This window comes from Nocardia sp. NPDC050793 (assembly GCF_040654065.1).
GTDB lineage: Bacteria > Actinomycetota > Actinomycetes > Mycobacteriales > Mycobacteriaceae > Nocardia.
Window position 1 is genome coordinate 605,032 of record NZ_JBFAHG010000002.1, and the last position, 15,316, is coordinate 620,347.

11 protein-coding genes and 1 riboswitch are annotated in these 15,316 nt (G+C 69.2%); of the genes, 8 read left to right on the forward strand and 3 right to left on the reverse strand.

The window, feature by feature from the left end; translation table 11 throughout:
* The first annotated feature begins 183 nt into the window (after positions 1-183).
* The 3 genes from AB0H50_RS08275 (at position 184) to AB0H50_RS08285 (ending at position 6,701) form a co-directional block, all read left to right on the forward strand.
* Entirely contained in the window at positions 184-1,155 is a 972-nt protein-coding gene (locus AB0H50_RS08275; protein WP_357448533.1) for a nitronate monooxygenase, read from the forward strand.
* 462 nt (positions 1,156-1,617) lie between these two features.
* Positions 1,618-1,914 carry an acyl carrier protein gene (locus tag AB0H50_RS08280; protein WP_357448535.1) on the forward strand — a complete coding sequence of 99 codons (297 nt, stop codon included), beginning with the start codon at positions 1,618-1,620 and terminating at the stop codon, positions 1,912-1,914.
* On the forward strand, positions 1,911-6,701 hold the full coding sequence (locus AB0H50_RS08285; RefSeq protein ID WP_357448537.1) for a type I polyketide synthase: 4,791 nt from the start codon (positions 1,911-1,913) through the stop codon (positions 6,699-6,701). The genes AB0H50_RS08280 and AB0H50_RS08285 overlap by 4 nt, the downstream gene beginning before the upstream one ends.
* Positions 6,702-6,756: 55 nt before the next feature.
* Here the strand turns inward: AB0H50_RS08285 and AB0H50_RS08290 are convergent, their stop codons facing one another.
* The 3 genes from AB0H50_RS08290 to AB0H50_RS08300 all read right to left on the reverse strand — a co-directional run bounded on the left by AB0H50_RS08290 (position 6,757) and on the right by AB0H50_RS08300 (position 8,562).
* Entirely contained in the window at positions 6,757-7,152 is a 396-nt protein-coding gene (locus tag AB0H50_RS08290; protein WP_357448539.1) for an RNA-binding S4 domain-containing protein, read from the reverse strand.
* Between the two features lie 77 nt (positions 7,153-7,229).
* Positions 7,230-7,823: an NlpC/P60 family protein gene (locus tag AB0H50_RS08295; RefSeq protein ID WP_357449372.1), complete on the reverse strand. Its 594-nt coding sequence runs from the start codon at positions 7,821-7,823 to the stop codon at positions 7,230-7,232.
* A gap of 78 nt (positions 7,824-7,901) precedes the next feature.
* Positions 7,902-8,071, reverse strand: a riboswitch (cyclic di-AMP (ydaO/yuaA leader).
* A 206-nt stretch (positions 8,072-8,277) separates the two neighbouring features.
* Entirely contained in the window at positions 8,278-8,562 is a 285-nt protein-coding gene (locus tag AB0H50_RS08300; RefSeq protein ID WP_357448541.1) for a hypothetical protein, read from the reverse strand.
* A 147-nt stretch (positions 8,563-8,709) separates the two neighbouring features.
* Between AB0H50_RS08300 and AB0H50_RS08305 the strand changes: the two genes are divergently transcribed.
* From AB0H50_RS08305 to AB0H50_RS08325, 5 genes are all read left to right on the forward strand, one after another.
* Entirely contained in the window at positions 8,710-9,891 is a 1,182-nt protein-coding gene (locus AB0H50_RS08305; protein WP_357448543.1) for an ATP-binding protein, read from the forward strand.
* Between the two features lie 199 nt (positions 9,892-10,090).
* Positions 10,091-12,043 (forward strand): acyl-CoA dehydrogenase family protein, encoded by a 1,953-nt coding sequence (locus AB0H50_RS08310; protein ID WP_357449374.1) that lies wholly within the window; start codon positions 10,091-10,093, stop codon positions 12,041-12,043.
* 386 nt (positions 12,044-12,429) lie between these two features.
* The gene (locus tag AB0H50_RS08315) at positions 12,430-13,392 is read left to right on the forward strand and encodes an alpha/beta hydrolase (protein WP_357448545.1); all 963 of its coding nucleotides are present in this window, start codon (positions 12,430-12,432) and stop codon (positions 13,390-13,392) included.
* A 262-nt stretch (positions 13,393-13,654) separates the two neighbouring features.
* Entirely contained in the window at positions 13,655-13,942 is a 288-nt protein-coding gene (locus AB0H50_RS08320; RefSeq protein ID WP_357448547.1) for a hypothetical protein, read from the forward strand.
* 535 nt (positions 13,943-14,477) lie between these two features.
* Complete coding sequence (locus AB0H50_RS08325; protein ID WP_357448549.1) at positions 14,478-15,305, forward strand: hypothetical protein; 828 nt, start codon at positions 14,478-14,480, stop codon at positions 15,303-15,305.
* Positions 15,306-15,316 lie beyond the last annotated feature (11 nt).

Consider the following 15,316-nt stretch of genomic DNA (forward strand, 5'->3'; position numbering starts at 1 on the left):
GCCACGATTCGACGAACACAAGCGGTTCCGGCAGCACAGCGGTTCGGGCGCAAAGCGGTTCGAGGAACACAGCGGTTCCAGCGACACAGCGGTTCGGGCAACAGCGGTTCGGGCAACACAGCGGTTCGGGCAACACAGCGGCGAGCGATCCCCGGACGCCGCCGTCACACGGAGGAGAGCGCAATGCTGCGTACCAGGTTCACCGAGGAATTCGGGATCGAGCACCCGATCGTGCAGGGCGGCATGATGTGGGTCGGCCGGGCCGAACTCGTCGCCGCCGTCGCCAACGCGGGCGGGCTCGGCTTCATCACAGCGCTGACCCAGCCGACCCCCGATGCTCTGCGCGAAGAGATCGAACGCACCCGGGAGCTGACCGACAAGCCCTTCGGCGTGAACGTCACCATCCTGCCCTCGATCAACCCTCCGCCGTACGCGGAGTACGTGCAGGTCATCATCGAAAGCGGCGTGCAGATCGTCGAGACGGCGGGCAGCAATCCGGAACCGTTCCTGCCGTACTACAAAGAGGCCGGGATCAAGGTGCTGCACAAGTGCACCAGCGTGCGGCACGCGCTCAAGGCGCAGACGATCGGCGTCGACGGCGTGAGCATCGACGGCTTCGAATGCGCCGGTCACCCCGGCGAGGACGACATCCCCGGTCTGATCCTGATCCCCGCCGCGGCGCGCGTGCTGGATATCCCCATGATCGCCTCCGGCGGCATCGCCGACGCCCGCGGCCTGGTCGCCGCACTCGCGCTCGGCGCGGACGGCGTCAACATGGGCACCCGCTTCCTGTGCACCGCGGAGTCGGCGATCGACCAGAAGGTCAAGGAGCAGATCGTCGCCAACAGCGAGCTCGACACCCAGCTGATCTTCCGCACCCTGCGCAACACCGCGCGCGTCGCGGACAACGCGATCAGCCGCAAGGTGGTCGAAATCGAAAAGGCTGGCGGCACTTTCGAGGACGTGCGGGAACTGGTCGCGGGAGCGCGTGGCCGCCGGGTCTTCGAAGAGGGCGACCTGGACGCCGGCATCTGGTCGGCGGGTCTGGCCCAGGGCCTGATCCACGACATCCCGACCTGCGCCGAGCTGATCGGCCGCATGGTGGCGGAGGCGGAGGAGCTCATCAGCGCTCGCCTCACCTCCATCCTCGCCTGAGCCGCGCCGTCGACTCCCGGCCAGGCGCGCACGCCCTCGGCGGCGATGGTCTCCAGAGCGGTCATATCCCGCTGCGCCCGGCACGGTGAGCCGGATGGAGCGGAGAGCCGCGGCGGCTCGGCGACGGCCGCGCCAATAGGTCGGTGCCGGGACGGCGCAAGCGCAGCAACCGCGCCGGAGTCGCGGCGAGCGCGGCGCAGCAGCGCAGCACGTGGGCAGCGTCGGCGTCCGCTCGGCGCGCGTGGCACGGCGGCTTCCGGCACGGTTGTCACGGTAAGTGACGGGCTGGCTTCCGGAAAGCATCCGGGCGACACGCGGGGGATCGGAAACTCCTGGCGTGTCGCCAAACGCGCAGGCGCGCAGCGGAAAACGGACGTTTTCCGGCCCCTCCCCGGTGCGGCATAATCGCGAGGGTACCGTTCCCGGGCCGCGAACCGCCGGGAGACGGGGAGGGAGGACGAGATGCGGCCCAGTCACCCGGACGGGCGAAGTGATACCGATCGAAACGGCCATACCGACGTGCGCGGCAGGCGTGCCGCGCTCACCGACGCCGCGGTGGCCGCGATCGCCGAGCTACTCGGCGTCGAGCCCGCGGCCGCGTCCACCGGTACGCCGTTCGCCGAACTCGGCCCGAGCTCGGCGCAACTCGCGCGGCTGACCGCACAGCTCGAGGACGCGATGGGCGTCGAGGTGTCGCTGGAAGCCGTGTACGACCACCCCGATATCGAGCAGCTGGCCGCGTTCCTCGCGATGCCATGACGGCGGGCACTCCGTCCACGCAGCCACCGGTCGCCATCATCGGCATGGCGTGCCGGGTACCCGGCGCAGCGGGCTTGGACGAATTCTGGCGACTGCTGACGAGCGGGCGCGACGCCACCGGCGATCCACCGCCGGGCCGCGCGGTGACCAGGCGGGCCGGCTATCTCGACGACATCGAGTGGTTCGACAACGACTGGTTCGCCATCTCCGCCCGCGAGGCCGCGCTGATGGATCCGCAGCAGCGCGTCGCGCTGGAGGTATCCGTCGAAGCGCTCGACGACGCGGGCATCGGCTATCGCACGCGCGGTTCGGACGCGGCGGTGATCTTCGGCGCGTGCGGATTCGACCACGGCGTCACGGTGCTCGGCGGCGGCGAGCAGGACCCGCCGTACGCGGTGACCGGTTCGGCATTGAGCATCATCGCCAACCGGCTGTCCTATGCGCTGGATCTGCACGGGCCGAGCCTGGTGGTGGACAGCGCGTGCTCGTCCTCGCTCGCGGCCGTGGATCTGGCCCTGCGGCTGCTCGCGGACGAGACGGTGCCGCTCGCGATCGTCGGCGGCGTGAATCTGACGCTGCTCCCGCACACCTCCGACTATCTGGCCGAGAGCGGATTCCTCGCAGCCGACGGACGCAGCAAACCGTTCTCCGCCGCGGCCGACGGCTACACGCGCAGCGACGGGTGCGGCGTGCTCGTTCTGCAGCGCACCGCCGACGCGCATCGGGAGGGGAACCGGGTGTACGCCGAGATCCTCGGCGCGGCAGTCGGTTCCGACGGACGATCGGACGGCCTCCACGCGCCGAACGGGCGCGCCCAGCGCGAAACCATCCGCACCGCGTGGTCCCGCGCCGGGCTCGACCCGCGCGACGCGGGCTACATCGAATGCCACGGCACCGGAACGTCTCTCGGCGACGCGGTGGAAGTGGGCGCGCTCGCCGCGGTGCTCACCGGCGAGAATGCCGCGGACACCTGGATCGGCTCGGTGAAGTCCAATCTCGGTCATCTCGAGGCGGCGGCCGGCGTGACCGGGTTGATCAAGACCGCGCTGTCGATCCACCACGGTGTCATCGCGCCGACCATCCACTTCGACACCCCGAATCCGCTGCTGAAGCTCGACGAGCGCGGCCTGCGGGTGCCACGGGAGCCGGTCGACTGGAGCGCGACCCCGCCGCGGGAGCGGCTGGCCGGGGTGAGCTCCTTCGGGTTCGGCGGGACCAACGCGCACGCGGTGTTGCGGGGGTATCCGGAGACGGCGGCCTCGCGCGGCGAGCAGCCCCCGCTGCTGATCCCGGTGACCGGGCGCGACGTAGCCGATCTGCAGATCCAGGCGCTGTCGCTGGCGCAACGGCTCGACGCGGCGGACGAGTCCGCGGCGAGTGCCTTGGCCACGGCGGCGGCGCGGTTGCTGCCCGAACACGCGCGCGCAGGCGTACTCGCGCATGACCGGGCGGAGGCGATCGCCGGATTGCGCGCGCTGGCCCGCGGCGAGAGCGGCCCCGGGATCACCGGTCCCAGCACGGGCAGGCAGCGCGGCGGTGTGCTGTTCCTGTTCTCGGGGCAGGGTGGGCAGCATGCGCGGATGGGGCGGGCGTTGGCCGCGCGCTATCCCGTGTTCGCGCGCGCACTCGCGGAGGTCGCGGACGCGATCGCGGCACAGGGCGGGCCGCGGGTGTGGACACCGCGCTACGGATTCGGTCTCGGCGGAGACGGCCGCGCGGCCACCGAACTGGTGCAGCCCGCGATCTTCGCCTACCAGGTGGCATTGGCGAAGTTGTTGGACTCCTGGGGCGTTCGTCCCGACGCCGTCGTCGGACACAGCCTCGGCGAGATCGCCGCGGCCGCGGTGAGCGGCGGGTTGACGCTCACCGACGCGGCGCGGGTCGCGGTGCAGCGCAGCCGCGCCTTGGCGCGGCTCGACGGACAGGGCGCGATGGCGTTGCTGGAGGCGACGCCGGACGAGGCGAAGCGGCTGGTCGCGCCGGTCCAGGCCGAGGTTGGGATCGCCGCGGTGAACGGACCGCGTTCGGTGGTGGTGTCGGGGACACCGCGCTATGTCGACACCATCGTGCGGCGGGCGAAGCGCCGCGGCATGTTCGCGCAGCGCATCACCGTCGACTTCGCCGCGCACAGCCCGCAGGTGGCCTCGGTGCTCGCCGAATTCGTCGATGGGTTGGCCGATTTGGCGCCGCGCGCCCCGCACACGCCCGTGTACTCCACCGCGCGTCGCGCCGCCGTACTGACGACGGCCGCGCTGGACCGCGACTACTGGGCCGAGAACGCCTCGGGCACCGTGGAACTCGCGGCGGCGCTGGAGCGCGCCGCCGCGGACGGACTGGCAACCGTGCTGGAGCTGGCCCCGCACCCCGTCCTCACTCCGGCGGCCCGGGAATTGCCCGACTTCCGTGATGCCACGCATCCGGTGGCGGCCCGCGACGACGAGGCAGGGACCTTCCTGCGCTGCCTGTCCCGGCTCTACGACGAGGGTCGCTCGCTCGACTGGTCCGCGAGTGGACCGTATCTCGGCTCGCCGCCGCGAAGACGCTGGCAGCGTAGTCAATTCGCGTTGGTGACACAGACGCGCACGGAGACGACGATCCCGGCCTTCCGCCCGGACTCGCTGGACGACCATGTGGTGCAGGGCATTCCGACCGTCCCGGCCGTGTACTGGATCCGCAGACTGCTGCACCTGGCGCACGGTGCGGCGGCCGGGATGATCGCCGATTTCGTGGTCAACGAACGCGCCGACCTGACCGTACTGACCGCCGCCGAGTACCACGCGGACGACACCGGCGTGCGGGTGCGCGCGGGCGACACCGTACTCGCTTCGGCGCGTCCCGCACCGGGACCCGCTCCCGCCGACATCGTCGCCTGGATGCGCGCCGTCGACGCGAATCGCGCTGCCCAGCATCGGATGCGGCCGTTGGCGCCCGGCGCCTTCTACGACGCGCTGCGCCGCAGGGGACTGGAGTACGGTCCGCGATTCCGTTCGCTCCGTTCGCTTTCGGCGACGCCTGGCTGCGCGGTCGGGCACTTCGACGCGGCCGAATTGCACAGTGCCGCAACCCTGGACGGTTGTCTGCATCTCCTCGCCGCCGCGGAAGGCGCACTGCCCGACGGACTCGTCCCGCTACCCATCGCGATGGACGCGGCGTGGGTGTCCACCGAGCCGGGGCGCGTCGCGGCCGAGGCGCACGCCGTCGTCCGTGAGCGCACAGCGCGTGGGTTGATCGGCGACATCGTCGGTACCGATCAGCACGGTGTGCCAGTCCTGGCGTTCTCCGGTGTGCGCGTGCTTTTCGCCGACGCGGCGACGCTGGATCACGTTGGCCAGGGTGACGATCTCGCCGACGGGGAACGCGGCGTCTTCCGCATCGAAACGTGGCAGCCGGTCGTCGCGGACAAGCCGAGCGCGGCGCGAACACCGCGAAATAGTTCCGGCACGAACGCGTCCGGTGTCGCACATCTCAGGCGAACGCTCGTGGTCGGGGAATCCGATCTCGCCGTCCGCCTGTCCCGTGCGCTGGAGCGCTCGCTGCCGACCGAACGGATCGCGCGCGAACCCGATGCCGCGAGCGCCGCTCTCGCATCGGTATCGCCGGCCCGCGATGCCGCCGACCGCACCGCGCTGGTGGTCGTCTGGCCGGACGACAGCGCGGATCTGACCGCGACGACATCGCTCGGCCGGGTGCTGGACCTGCTGCAACGCGCCCAGTCCGACACCTCGATCGTCTCGCTGACGGTGGTGCTTCCGGCACGTGCACGGCGCGGCGGGGTCATCGCCAACGCCCTGGCCGGACTCACTCGCACGCTGCAACTCGAATCGGGCCGCGAGGTGCGTTTGGTGTGGGCCGACTCCGATCCGCGCACGGTCACCCGGCTCACCGAGCTCGTCACCGAGCCCGACGACACTCTTCCGACGGAACTCGAAGTGGCCGAAGGCGAGACGGCCGTCCGGCGGTTCGTCCCGGCCGCGCCCGATGCCGCGCCGATCGTGATCGATCCGAGCGGAACCTACGTGGTGACCGGTGGTCTCGGTGCGCTCGGAGCGGTAGCGGTGCGCTGGCTGCTCGACTCCGGCGCGCGCGACGTGGTGGTGCTGACGCGTTCGCCCCGCCCGGTGCCCGCAGTGCTGGACGGGTCCGAGGATCTCGTGGTTGTCGTCCGCTGCGATGTGACCGACCGCGGCGATCTCGCGAACGCGCTCAACGACATTCGCGAATGCGGCTCCACCATCCGGGGCGTGGTGCATGCCGCGGGTGAGCTGGAGGACGCGGCCTTCGATGCCGTGAACGCGGATCAGCTGGCGCGGATGTTCGCGCCGAAGGTCGGCGCCGCGGCCGACCTGCTGGCGCTGACCGCGGCCGACCCGACCGATTTCGTGCTGCTGTTCTCCTCGGCCACCGGCGCTTTCGGCGCACCGGGCCAGGCCGCCTACGCCGCGGCCAACGCCGCGATGGACGCGATCGCGGCGTCGACGGATGGCGGTCGCGTGCTCAGCATCGGCTGGGGAGTGTGGACATCGGGCCTCGCGGCGGCGGCAGGCGGCGCGGAGCATCTGCGACGAGCCGGGATCGCCGCCCTCGACGCGGAGCGCGGCGCGGCGATGCTGGCCAAGACCTTGCGGTACCGCGGACCGTATCTGCTGGCATTGGACTACCCGCCCACCGGCCACAGGTCCCCGGTCGCGGACCGGCTCCGCGAGCTCTTCGGCGAATCGGTATCCGGTCGGGTTCCGGACGGGATCGGTGAAGCGGCCTCTACATCGCGGGCAGGCTCGAGGACCTGATCGTGGTGGAAGGCCGCAACCACTATCCATCCGATATCCCCGAGCGCCTGAGAAGTCAGTCCTCGGTGCGGCCGAGCAGACGGTCGGTCTCGCGGCGCTCGCGTTTGGTGGGGCGACCGGTGCCGCGATCTCGGCGCGGCATGGTCGCGAGGATCTCGCGGGAGGGCGGCGGCGGGCTGCGGTCGATCAGGCACTGCGCGGCGACCGGAGCGCCGACGCGCTTGGTGATGACCCGCTCGACGATCACGATGCGTTCGACACCGCCTGCCCGGATACGGATTTCATCACCCGGCCGCACCGGTTGGGCGGGTTTGGCCGTCGAGCCGTTGACGCGGACGTGCCCGCCTCGGCAGGCCTCCGCGGCCGCGGACCGGGTTTTGAACAGGCGTACCGCCCAGGTCCAGGAATCGACCCTGGCCTGCGACGGAGCAACCTGTTCTCCCTGTGGCACTGGACCAGACTATGCGTACTGCCGTCGCCGCTCCAGCCGTGCGGCGGGCGACGACGGATCTCGTCCGACGGTGTTCGTCAGTCCACGATGCGACGCGCGGTGACCACCATGTCCGGACGCAGCGGGGTGTAGGACACCGGCTGGCCCGACTGAACGGCGTTGAGCAGCTTGCCGTCGCCCGCGTACAGGCCGACGTGGCCGCCGCCGTTGGTCACGACGATGTCACCGGGCTGCAGGTCCTGGAAGGCGACGGGAGCGCCGACATGGGACTGCTCGAAGCTGGTGCGGGGCAGCTCGATGCCGGCCTGCCGGTAGGCCCACTTCACGAGGCCGGAGCAGTCGAAGCTCGACGGACCCGCGGCGCCCCAGGAGTACATGGCGCCGACCTTGGACTTGGCGGCGTCGAGAGCGATATCGCCCGGGCTGTTCTGCACCTCGAACGGGTTGGGCATCTGGAAGTTCGGGAACTGCGGCGCGGCGAGCGGCGCCTGCGGGGCGCCGTTCTGCGGCGCGGCGAGCGCCTGCTGAAGCTGCTGGTTGAGCTGCTGGACCGGCGCCTCGAACTCTTGGGGGACCGGCACATCGAAACCACCGATGCCGGGGATGTTGATCGTGGCGGCCATCGCGGGCACCGCGGGCATCGCGCCGGTAGTGGCGGCCACCGCACCCATGACGAGAGCACCCTTCACGGAATTCGGCAGTCGCGATTCCCGCTGCAAGCTGTGTTTACCCACCGAGCTGAGTCTCCGATCTTCCTGCTCTTCCGCCGACCGGGTTAGCTGACGGGTTCGGGCCGGGAAGATCGGCCCTACCACTCCGGCCCTGCGACCTTTGCGGATTCACCCCAGACGAACCTGTGGGTCCCCGGTACGACAGCCGGATCCTGGTGGCCCGGCAGCCGATTAGGCGGTGACTCCATGGCGCCACTCCACTTACGAAGCGACTCCCTCCACGAAGTCACGAAGAGATTACGATGCCCGGCGTGGTGTTGTCCAGCGCACAGAGCGGCTATTTCGGAGTCTTGTGAAAATTCACTGGACGACCGGGCGAAATGCTGCTTGGCCCGTTAGGTCACGGCTAGGTCTCGGTGGGAACGGCAACTGTTACGAACCGCGCGAGGCCGGTTCACGATCGCGAGTCGCGATCGGCGACCGCTCGCTCCAGCTCCAGGATCCGCCCGCGCGCCTCGGCGAGTTCGGCTTCGAGCCTGCCCACCGCCAGCTCGAGTTTGCCCAACGCCATCACCAAGGGGCCGACAGCGAGATCGGCGACCAGTTGCGGGTCGTCGTAACCCTGTTCGATGGCGACGAGGATGTTGGACCGGATCAGCCCGGCCTGGATCGCGCCCGCGGGCACGGTCCACGACTCGACCACCTCGGCGGTGGTGTGGGGAGCTGACTCCTCGGACATAACCCCTCCGTTCCCGCGCCGACCGTTCACCGAACCGACCCAAGCGTAAAGACTTCCGCGCAGAAGACAAGCGCGAAATACCCCTCTCTACGACATCACGTAGAGATAGGAAGATTCCCGTGTCCGAACGCGCTACGGTGTGTGGGCATGGACCCCGTGCGCAACCCGTATGCACCCGGGGCGGGTCAGCGCCCGCCCGAACTGGCCGGGCGCGACAAACAACTCGCCGCCTTCGACATCGTGCTCGAGCGCATCGCACGGGGCAGGCCCGAGCGCAGCGTGATGCTCACCGGATTGCGCGGCGTCGGAAAGACCGTGCTGCTCAACCAGCTTCGCTCGGCCGCCATCTCGCGCGGCTGGGGCACCGGCAAGATCGAGGCGAGACCGGATCAGGAACTGCGCAGACCGCTCTCCTCCGCGCTGCACATGGCCACCCGCGCCATCGCCATGGCGCACCGCAATCCGGAGCGGGTCGACGATTTCCTCGGCATTCTCAAGGCCTTCGCGTTGCGGGCCACCGCCGACAAGGGCATGCGGGAGCGTTGGCAGCCCGGCATCGACGTGCCCGCGGTAGCGGGACGCGCCGATTCCGGCGACATCGAGATCGATCTGGTGGAGCTGCTCAAGGAAGCCGCGGCGCTCGCGGGCGACATCGGCGTCGGCATGGCGATATTCATCGACGAGATGCAGGACCTCGGCGCCGCCGACATCTCCGCGATCTGCGGCGCCTGCCACGAACTGAGCCAGGACGGCGCGCCGCTCATTGTCGTCGGGGCGGGTCTGCCGCACTTGCCCGCGGTGCTCTCCGCGTCGAAGAGCTATTCGGAGCGGTTGTTCAGCTACCACCGCATCGATCGGCTGGACCGGGAGTCGGCCGACCGGGCGCTGATCGCACCCGCCGAGCGCGAGGAGGTGAAGTTCACCGAGGAGGCGCTGGAGGCGCTGTACGAAAAGGCCGATGGATATCCGTATTTCGTGCAGGCCTACGGCAAGGCGGTCTGGGACCAAGCGCCGGAGAGCCCGATCACCGCCGAGGATGTCGAGGTGGCCTCTCCCGCGGCCGAGGAGGAGCTGGCGGTCGGGTTCTTCGGATCGCGTTACGAACGGGCAACCCCGGCGGAGCGGGAGTACATGCGGGCCATGGCGGATCTGTCCGGCGACGACGGCCCGGTCGCGACCGCCGCGGTGGCCGCCGAGCTCGGACGCAAACCGGCCTCGCTCTCGCCCGCGCGCGACGGCCTGATCAAGAAGGGGCTGATCTATTCGGCCGAGCGCGGCACGATCGGCTTCACGGTCCCGCATTTCGGACGCTATCTGCGCAGCGTGTGATCGCCGCTTCGACGGGGGCGCACCCACCGGAGGACGTGGTCCGTCCGCAGCCCGCGCCCGACCGGAGCGCACAAGCGTATTCATCTTTCTATCAAGATCATTAGAAATCGGTAGAAATCCATACGCCCATTCACCTACCGGTGAGTAACCAACTTTCCTACACTCGAATGTGATTCTGATCACGTCCGAGGAGGACACCATGGCGACTGCCGCGAAAGTCGACGCCACCGAAGAACAGGCTCGCGCACTTGTCGAGGAATCCCGCGAAACCAGCTGGGCCAAACCGTCGTTCGCCAAGGAGATGTTTCTCGGACGGTTCCGGCTCGATCTGATCCACCCCTACCCGCGGCCGAGCGCGGAGGACGCCGCCCGCACCGAGGCCTACCTGGCGCGGCTGCGGCCGCTCTGCGAGAGCATCGACGGGGCGGTGATCGAGGCCGAGAGCCGCATCCCGGACGAATACGTCAAGGGTTTGGCCGAACTCGGCTGCTTCGGCCTGAAGATCCCCGAGTCCTACGGCGGCCAGGGCCTGTCCCAGTACGGCTACAACCGCGCGCTCATGCTCGCCGGCTCGGCGCATCCCAGCCTGGGCGTGCTGCTCTCCGCGCACCAGTCCATCGGCGTGCCCGAGCCGCTCAAACTGGCGGGCACAACCGAGCAGAAGGCGGAGTTCCTGCCTCGCTGCGCGGCGGGCGCGGTGAGCGCGTTCCTGTTGACCGAGCCCGACGTCGGTTCCGATCCGGCTCGCATGGCGAGCACCGCGACCCCGACGGCCGACGGCGAGGCCTACGAACTGAACGGCGTGAAGCTGTGGACCACCAACGGTGTCGTCGCCGAACTGCTCGTGGTGATGGCGCGGGTGCCCAAGAGCGAAGGGCATCGCGGCGGAATCTCCGCGTTCGTGGTGGAGGCCGACAGCCCCGGAATCACCGTCGAGCGCCGCAACGCATTCATGGGTCTGCGCGGCATCGAGAACGGCCTGACCCGTATGCACAACGTGCGTGTACCGAAGCGCAACCTCATCGGCAGGGAGGGGGACGGCCTCAAGATCGCGCTGACCACGCTCAACGCGGGCCGTCTCGCCATCCCGGCGTTGTGCACCGCCGCCGCCAAGTGGTCGTTGAAGATCGCCAGGGAGTGGAGTGCCCAGCGCGTGCAGTGGGGCAGGCCGGTCGGCGAGCACGCCGCGGTGGGCGAGAAGATCTCCTTCATCGCCGCGACCACCTACGCGCTGGAAGCGGCGCTCGACCTCTCGGCGACCATGTGCGACGAGGCCCGCAACGACATTCGCATCGAGGCCGCGCTCGCCAAGCTGTGGGCCAGCGAGATGAGCTGCCAGATCGCCGACGAACTGGTGCAGATCCGCGGCGGACGCGGCTACGAGACCGCCGCATCGCTCGCCGCCCGTGGCGAGCGGGCCGTCGGTGCCGAGCAGCTGCTGCGCGACCTGCGCATCAACCGGATCTTCGAGGGCTCCAGCGAGATCATGCGGCTGCTGATCGCCCGCGAGATGGCCGACGCGCACATGGCTGCCGCCGGCGCGCTCGTCGACCGCAACGCCGAGCTCAAGGACAAGGCCAAAGCCGCCGTCGGCGCCACCGGCTTCTATGCCAAGTGGTTCCCGCAGCTGGCCGTCGGCGCGGGCACCGTCACCGGCACCTACGCCGAATTCGGTTCGCTGGCCAGGCATCTGCGGTTCATCGAACGCAGCTCCCGCAAGCAGGCGCGTTCCCTGATGTACGCCATGGCGCGCTGGCAGGCCGGGCTCGAGTACCGGCAGAACTTCCTCGGACGCATCGTCGACATCGGCGCCGAGCTGTTCGCCATGTCCGCGTCCTGCGTGCGGGCCCAAGCGCAGCTCGCGAGCGGAGGACCCGAAGGGCACGCGGCCGTCGAGCTCGCCGACACGTTCTGCCGCCAATCGCGCGTCCGGGTGCGCAGGCTCTTCGACGCGCTGTGGGAGAACACCGACGACGAGGACCGCACCCTCACCAGGGGCGTGCTGGACGGGCGATACCAGTGGCTGGAGGACGGCATCTTCGACCCGAGCGAGGGCACCGGGCCGTGGATCGCCGAATGGCAGGTTGGCCCGTCCACCGAGGCCAATCTGCTGCGTCCGTTCCTGCCTTCGACGCGAACCCACGCCACGTAGGGGTCGGCGAGGAGCGCCCGGTGGGACTCGCCCCCACCGGGCGTCACCCGAATCTGCGCGAGTGTTGCCGATTCGGTAGAGAGACATAGATTGCCGACCCCGGTGTGTCCGCAAAATCTAGAGGTTTCTAGGAGGTTCGGTAGGCAGCCCGATACGAAGGTCGCGAAGCGGCCGTCGAGCAGAATCTATATCTATCTAGCTGTCGCGCTAGGTTTTCGTAGATTCTCCTGCGAAGGGGTCGATCGACCGAAACCGATCGACCGGCGGCCTCGGTTGGACAACGTGTCCATAACGTCCGGTATGGACAGCTAACGGCGCGGAAATGGATATCGAACAACCTGTCAAGACGCTCCGGCACAGGTGCCAGGCCGCAGGGGAGAGAGCCAATGTCGACGATCGCCCGCCGCGCCGCCGATTACGACGGCCACCGTGTCACCGTGTCGGCCGACGACGGTGTCCCGATCGCGGTCCGCACCTTCGGCGCCGACGACGCGCCGCTCACCATCGTGTTCGTGCACGGGCACTGTCTGCACACCGAATCGTGGTCCTTCCTGCGGGAACAGCTGACCCGGCAGTGGGGCGACGCGATCAGGATGGTCTTCTACGATCACCGCGGCCACGGCGCATCCGGCGTGGCCCACCCGTCGACCTACACCATCGACCAGCTCGGCCACGATCTCGACGCGGTGCTGCGCGCGGTGACTCCGGTCGGCCCGGTGGTGCTCGTCGGACACTCCATGGGCGCGATGGTGCTGCTCGCCTACGCCCGGCTGTTCCCGGAGGCCATCGGGACGCGCGTGGTGGGCGTCGGCCTGATCGCGGGGGCCGCCAACGGGCTCACCGAGGTCGGCGTCGGCCGCCTGCTGCACCGGTACGCGGTCGTCTCGCTGCAAGCCGCGGTGCTGCGCGCGCCGCGGGTCATGCAGGCGTCGAAGCGGTTCTCCCGGCGCATCTTCGAGCCGATCATGCGCGAGGCAGGCTTCGGCACCAGGAAGATCAATCCGAGGATGATCGCCGTCGCGACGGCCATGCTCAATGAGACGCCGCTGCTGACCATGTCCAGCTTCCTCGGCTCGCTGATCACCTTCGACGAGACCGCGACACTGCACCGGCTCGGCAGCATCCCGGCGCTGGTGCTCGCGGGCTCGGCCGACATCGTGGTGCCCTTCGCGCACTCGGTGGTGCTGGCCGCGCAGCTGACCAGCTCCGAGCTGGTCCGGGTCGAAGGCGCGGGGCACAGCGTCATCCTGGAGCGCGCCGAGGAGGTCGCCCTGTCGATCGTCGCCTTGGTGAACCGGGTTTCGGCGACGATGACCACCCCGGGTCCGGAGTACGCCGCCGCGAGCTGATCCTGCCGAACTTCGCCGGTGCGGTTGCGAACCGCCGCGGGCGCGGGCACCCTCGAATCACCCCCCGAAGATGCGGGCAACATATCCGCAAATCTGAGAATCCCGAATCGCACGAGCTTGTTCGGGATTCTTTCTGTACTGTGTTGTAGATCACGTTGTGTGGTGAGTCACACGACTCGGTGGCGCGCGGCCCTGGGGAGATCCCCGGAACCGCCCGTGCTGGCCGGGCTCGCACGGCCACCGGGGAACTCAGGAGGTAACGATGACACGCAGCGATATCGCGGAACTGCGCTACGCGGTCAACCAGCTCCGGCAATCCATCGGCGCACTGCGCACCCACTACGGCGACGCGAAGACGGTGCGGCGACTGGAAAACGACCTCGACCGGCTCGTCATCGATGCCGACGAGTTCGAGCAGTCGCCGCCGCCCGAGGTGAGTCAGCGTGCCCAGGAGACCATCTACGTACCGGACAGCAAATCCGACGAGGCGGCCTGGATGGGCGCACAGGACGAGGGCCTAGGCTTCCACTCCCGCCCGCGCACCAAGTAGCGCCTCGACAGTGGTGCTCGCCCATCGATTCGGGCGAGCACCGCTGTGTATCGGCCGCACGGGATCTCTGCCCGACCGACGACGCGCCGTGGTCGGCCGGGTCGACACCACAGGCGGTCCAATCCGGTCGAGCCCGTGGAACCGCGCGATCCATCGTCGTTGTCGCAGAAGCCGATTCGAAGCGGCACTGCCGGGACCGGCGCCTGTCGCGTCCGGCCCGGAGTCACCCCGAGGCGCGCACGCGAACCGCGGTCGGATCGAGATCGCCGAGTGCGAAGCCGGGGCCATCCAGCGGTCTTCCCACCGCTCACACCGCGCGGACCAGGGCCGCGGCCGAAATTCCGTCGCCGCCTGGCCATCCAGCCGTAGCCGCATTCGGCCTCGTGTGTGGCGCAAATCATAGGCGGCAGGCCGGGTCGGTATTGCCAGGACCGCGCTCGCGCAATAGCTGACGTGTCGTATGGTGCTCAGCATCACATTGGATCGCGGGCGGTATCGATTCCGTCCGCACAGCAGATCAGCGAGGCATCCACCTGTGAGTGCCGCACCGACCGCCACCCCCCAAGGGACCGGCGTTTTCAGCAAGACCAGGGCCCGAATCTCCGAGCGCACGCTCCGCACCGACCGCTGGTGGGTGCCGCCGCTGTTCACCATGCTCGGGCTGGCCGCCTTCGTCATCTACGCGACTGTCAGATCGTATGTGCGAACGGCATATTGGGTGCCGGACTACCACTACCTGACGCCGTTCTACTCGCCGTGCCTGAGCGTCTCGTGCGTCCCCGGCTCCAGCCACTTCGGCGAACCCTTCCCCGAGCTGCCGATGTGGATACCGCTTGGCTTCGTGGTACTGCCCTTCCTGCTCGGCTTCCGTTTGACCTGCTACTACTACCGCAAGGCCTACTACCGCGCGGTGTGGTTCTCCCCGCCGGCCTGCGCCGTGGCCGAGCCGCACGCCAAGTACACCGGCGAGACCCGGCTGCCGCTGATCGTCCAGAACGCGCACCGCTACTTCTTCTATGTGGCCGTGGTGGTTTCGGTGATCAACAGCTACGACGCGATCGTCGCCTTCCACGGCAAGGACGGCGGGTTCGGCTTCGGCCTCGGCAACATCGTCCTGCTCGGCAACGTGATCCTGCTGTGGGCCTACACGCTGTCGTGCCATTCCTGCAGGCACATCGCGGGCGGCAGGTTGAAGCACTTCTCGGCCCACCCGGTGCGGTACTGGTTCTGGACCCAGGTGTCCAAGCTCAACACCCGTCACATGGCGCTGGCGTGGACCACGCTCGGCACCCTCGTGCTGACCGACTTCTACGTGATGTTGGTGGCCAGCAACACCATTTCGGACCTGCGGTTCATCAACTGACCGCTCGACTC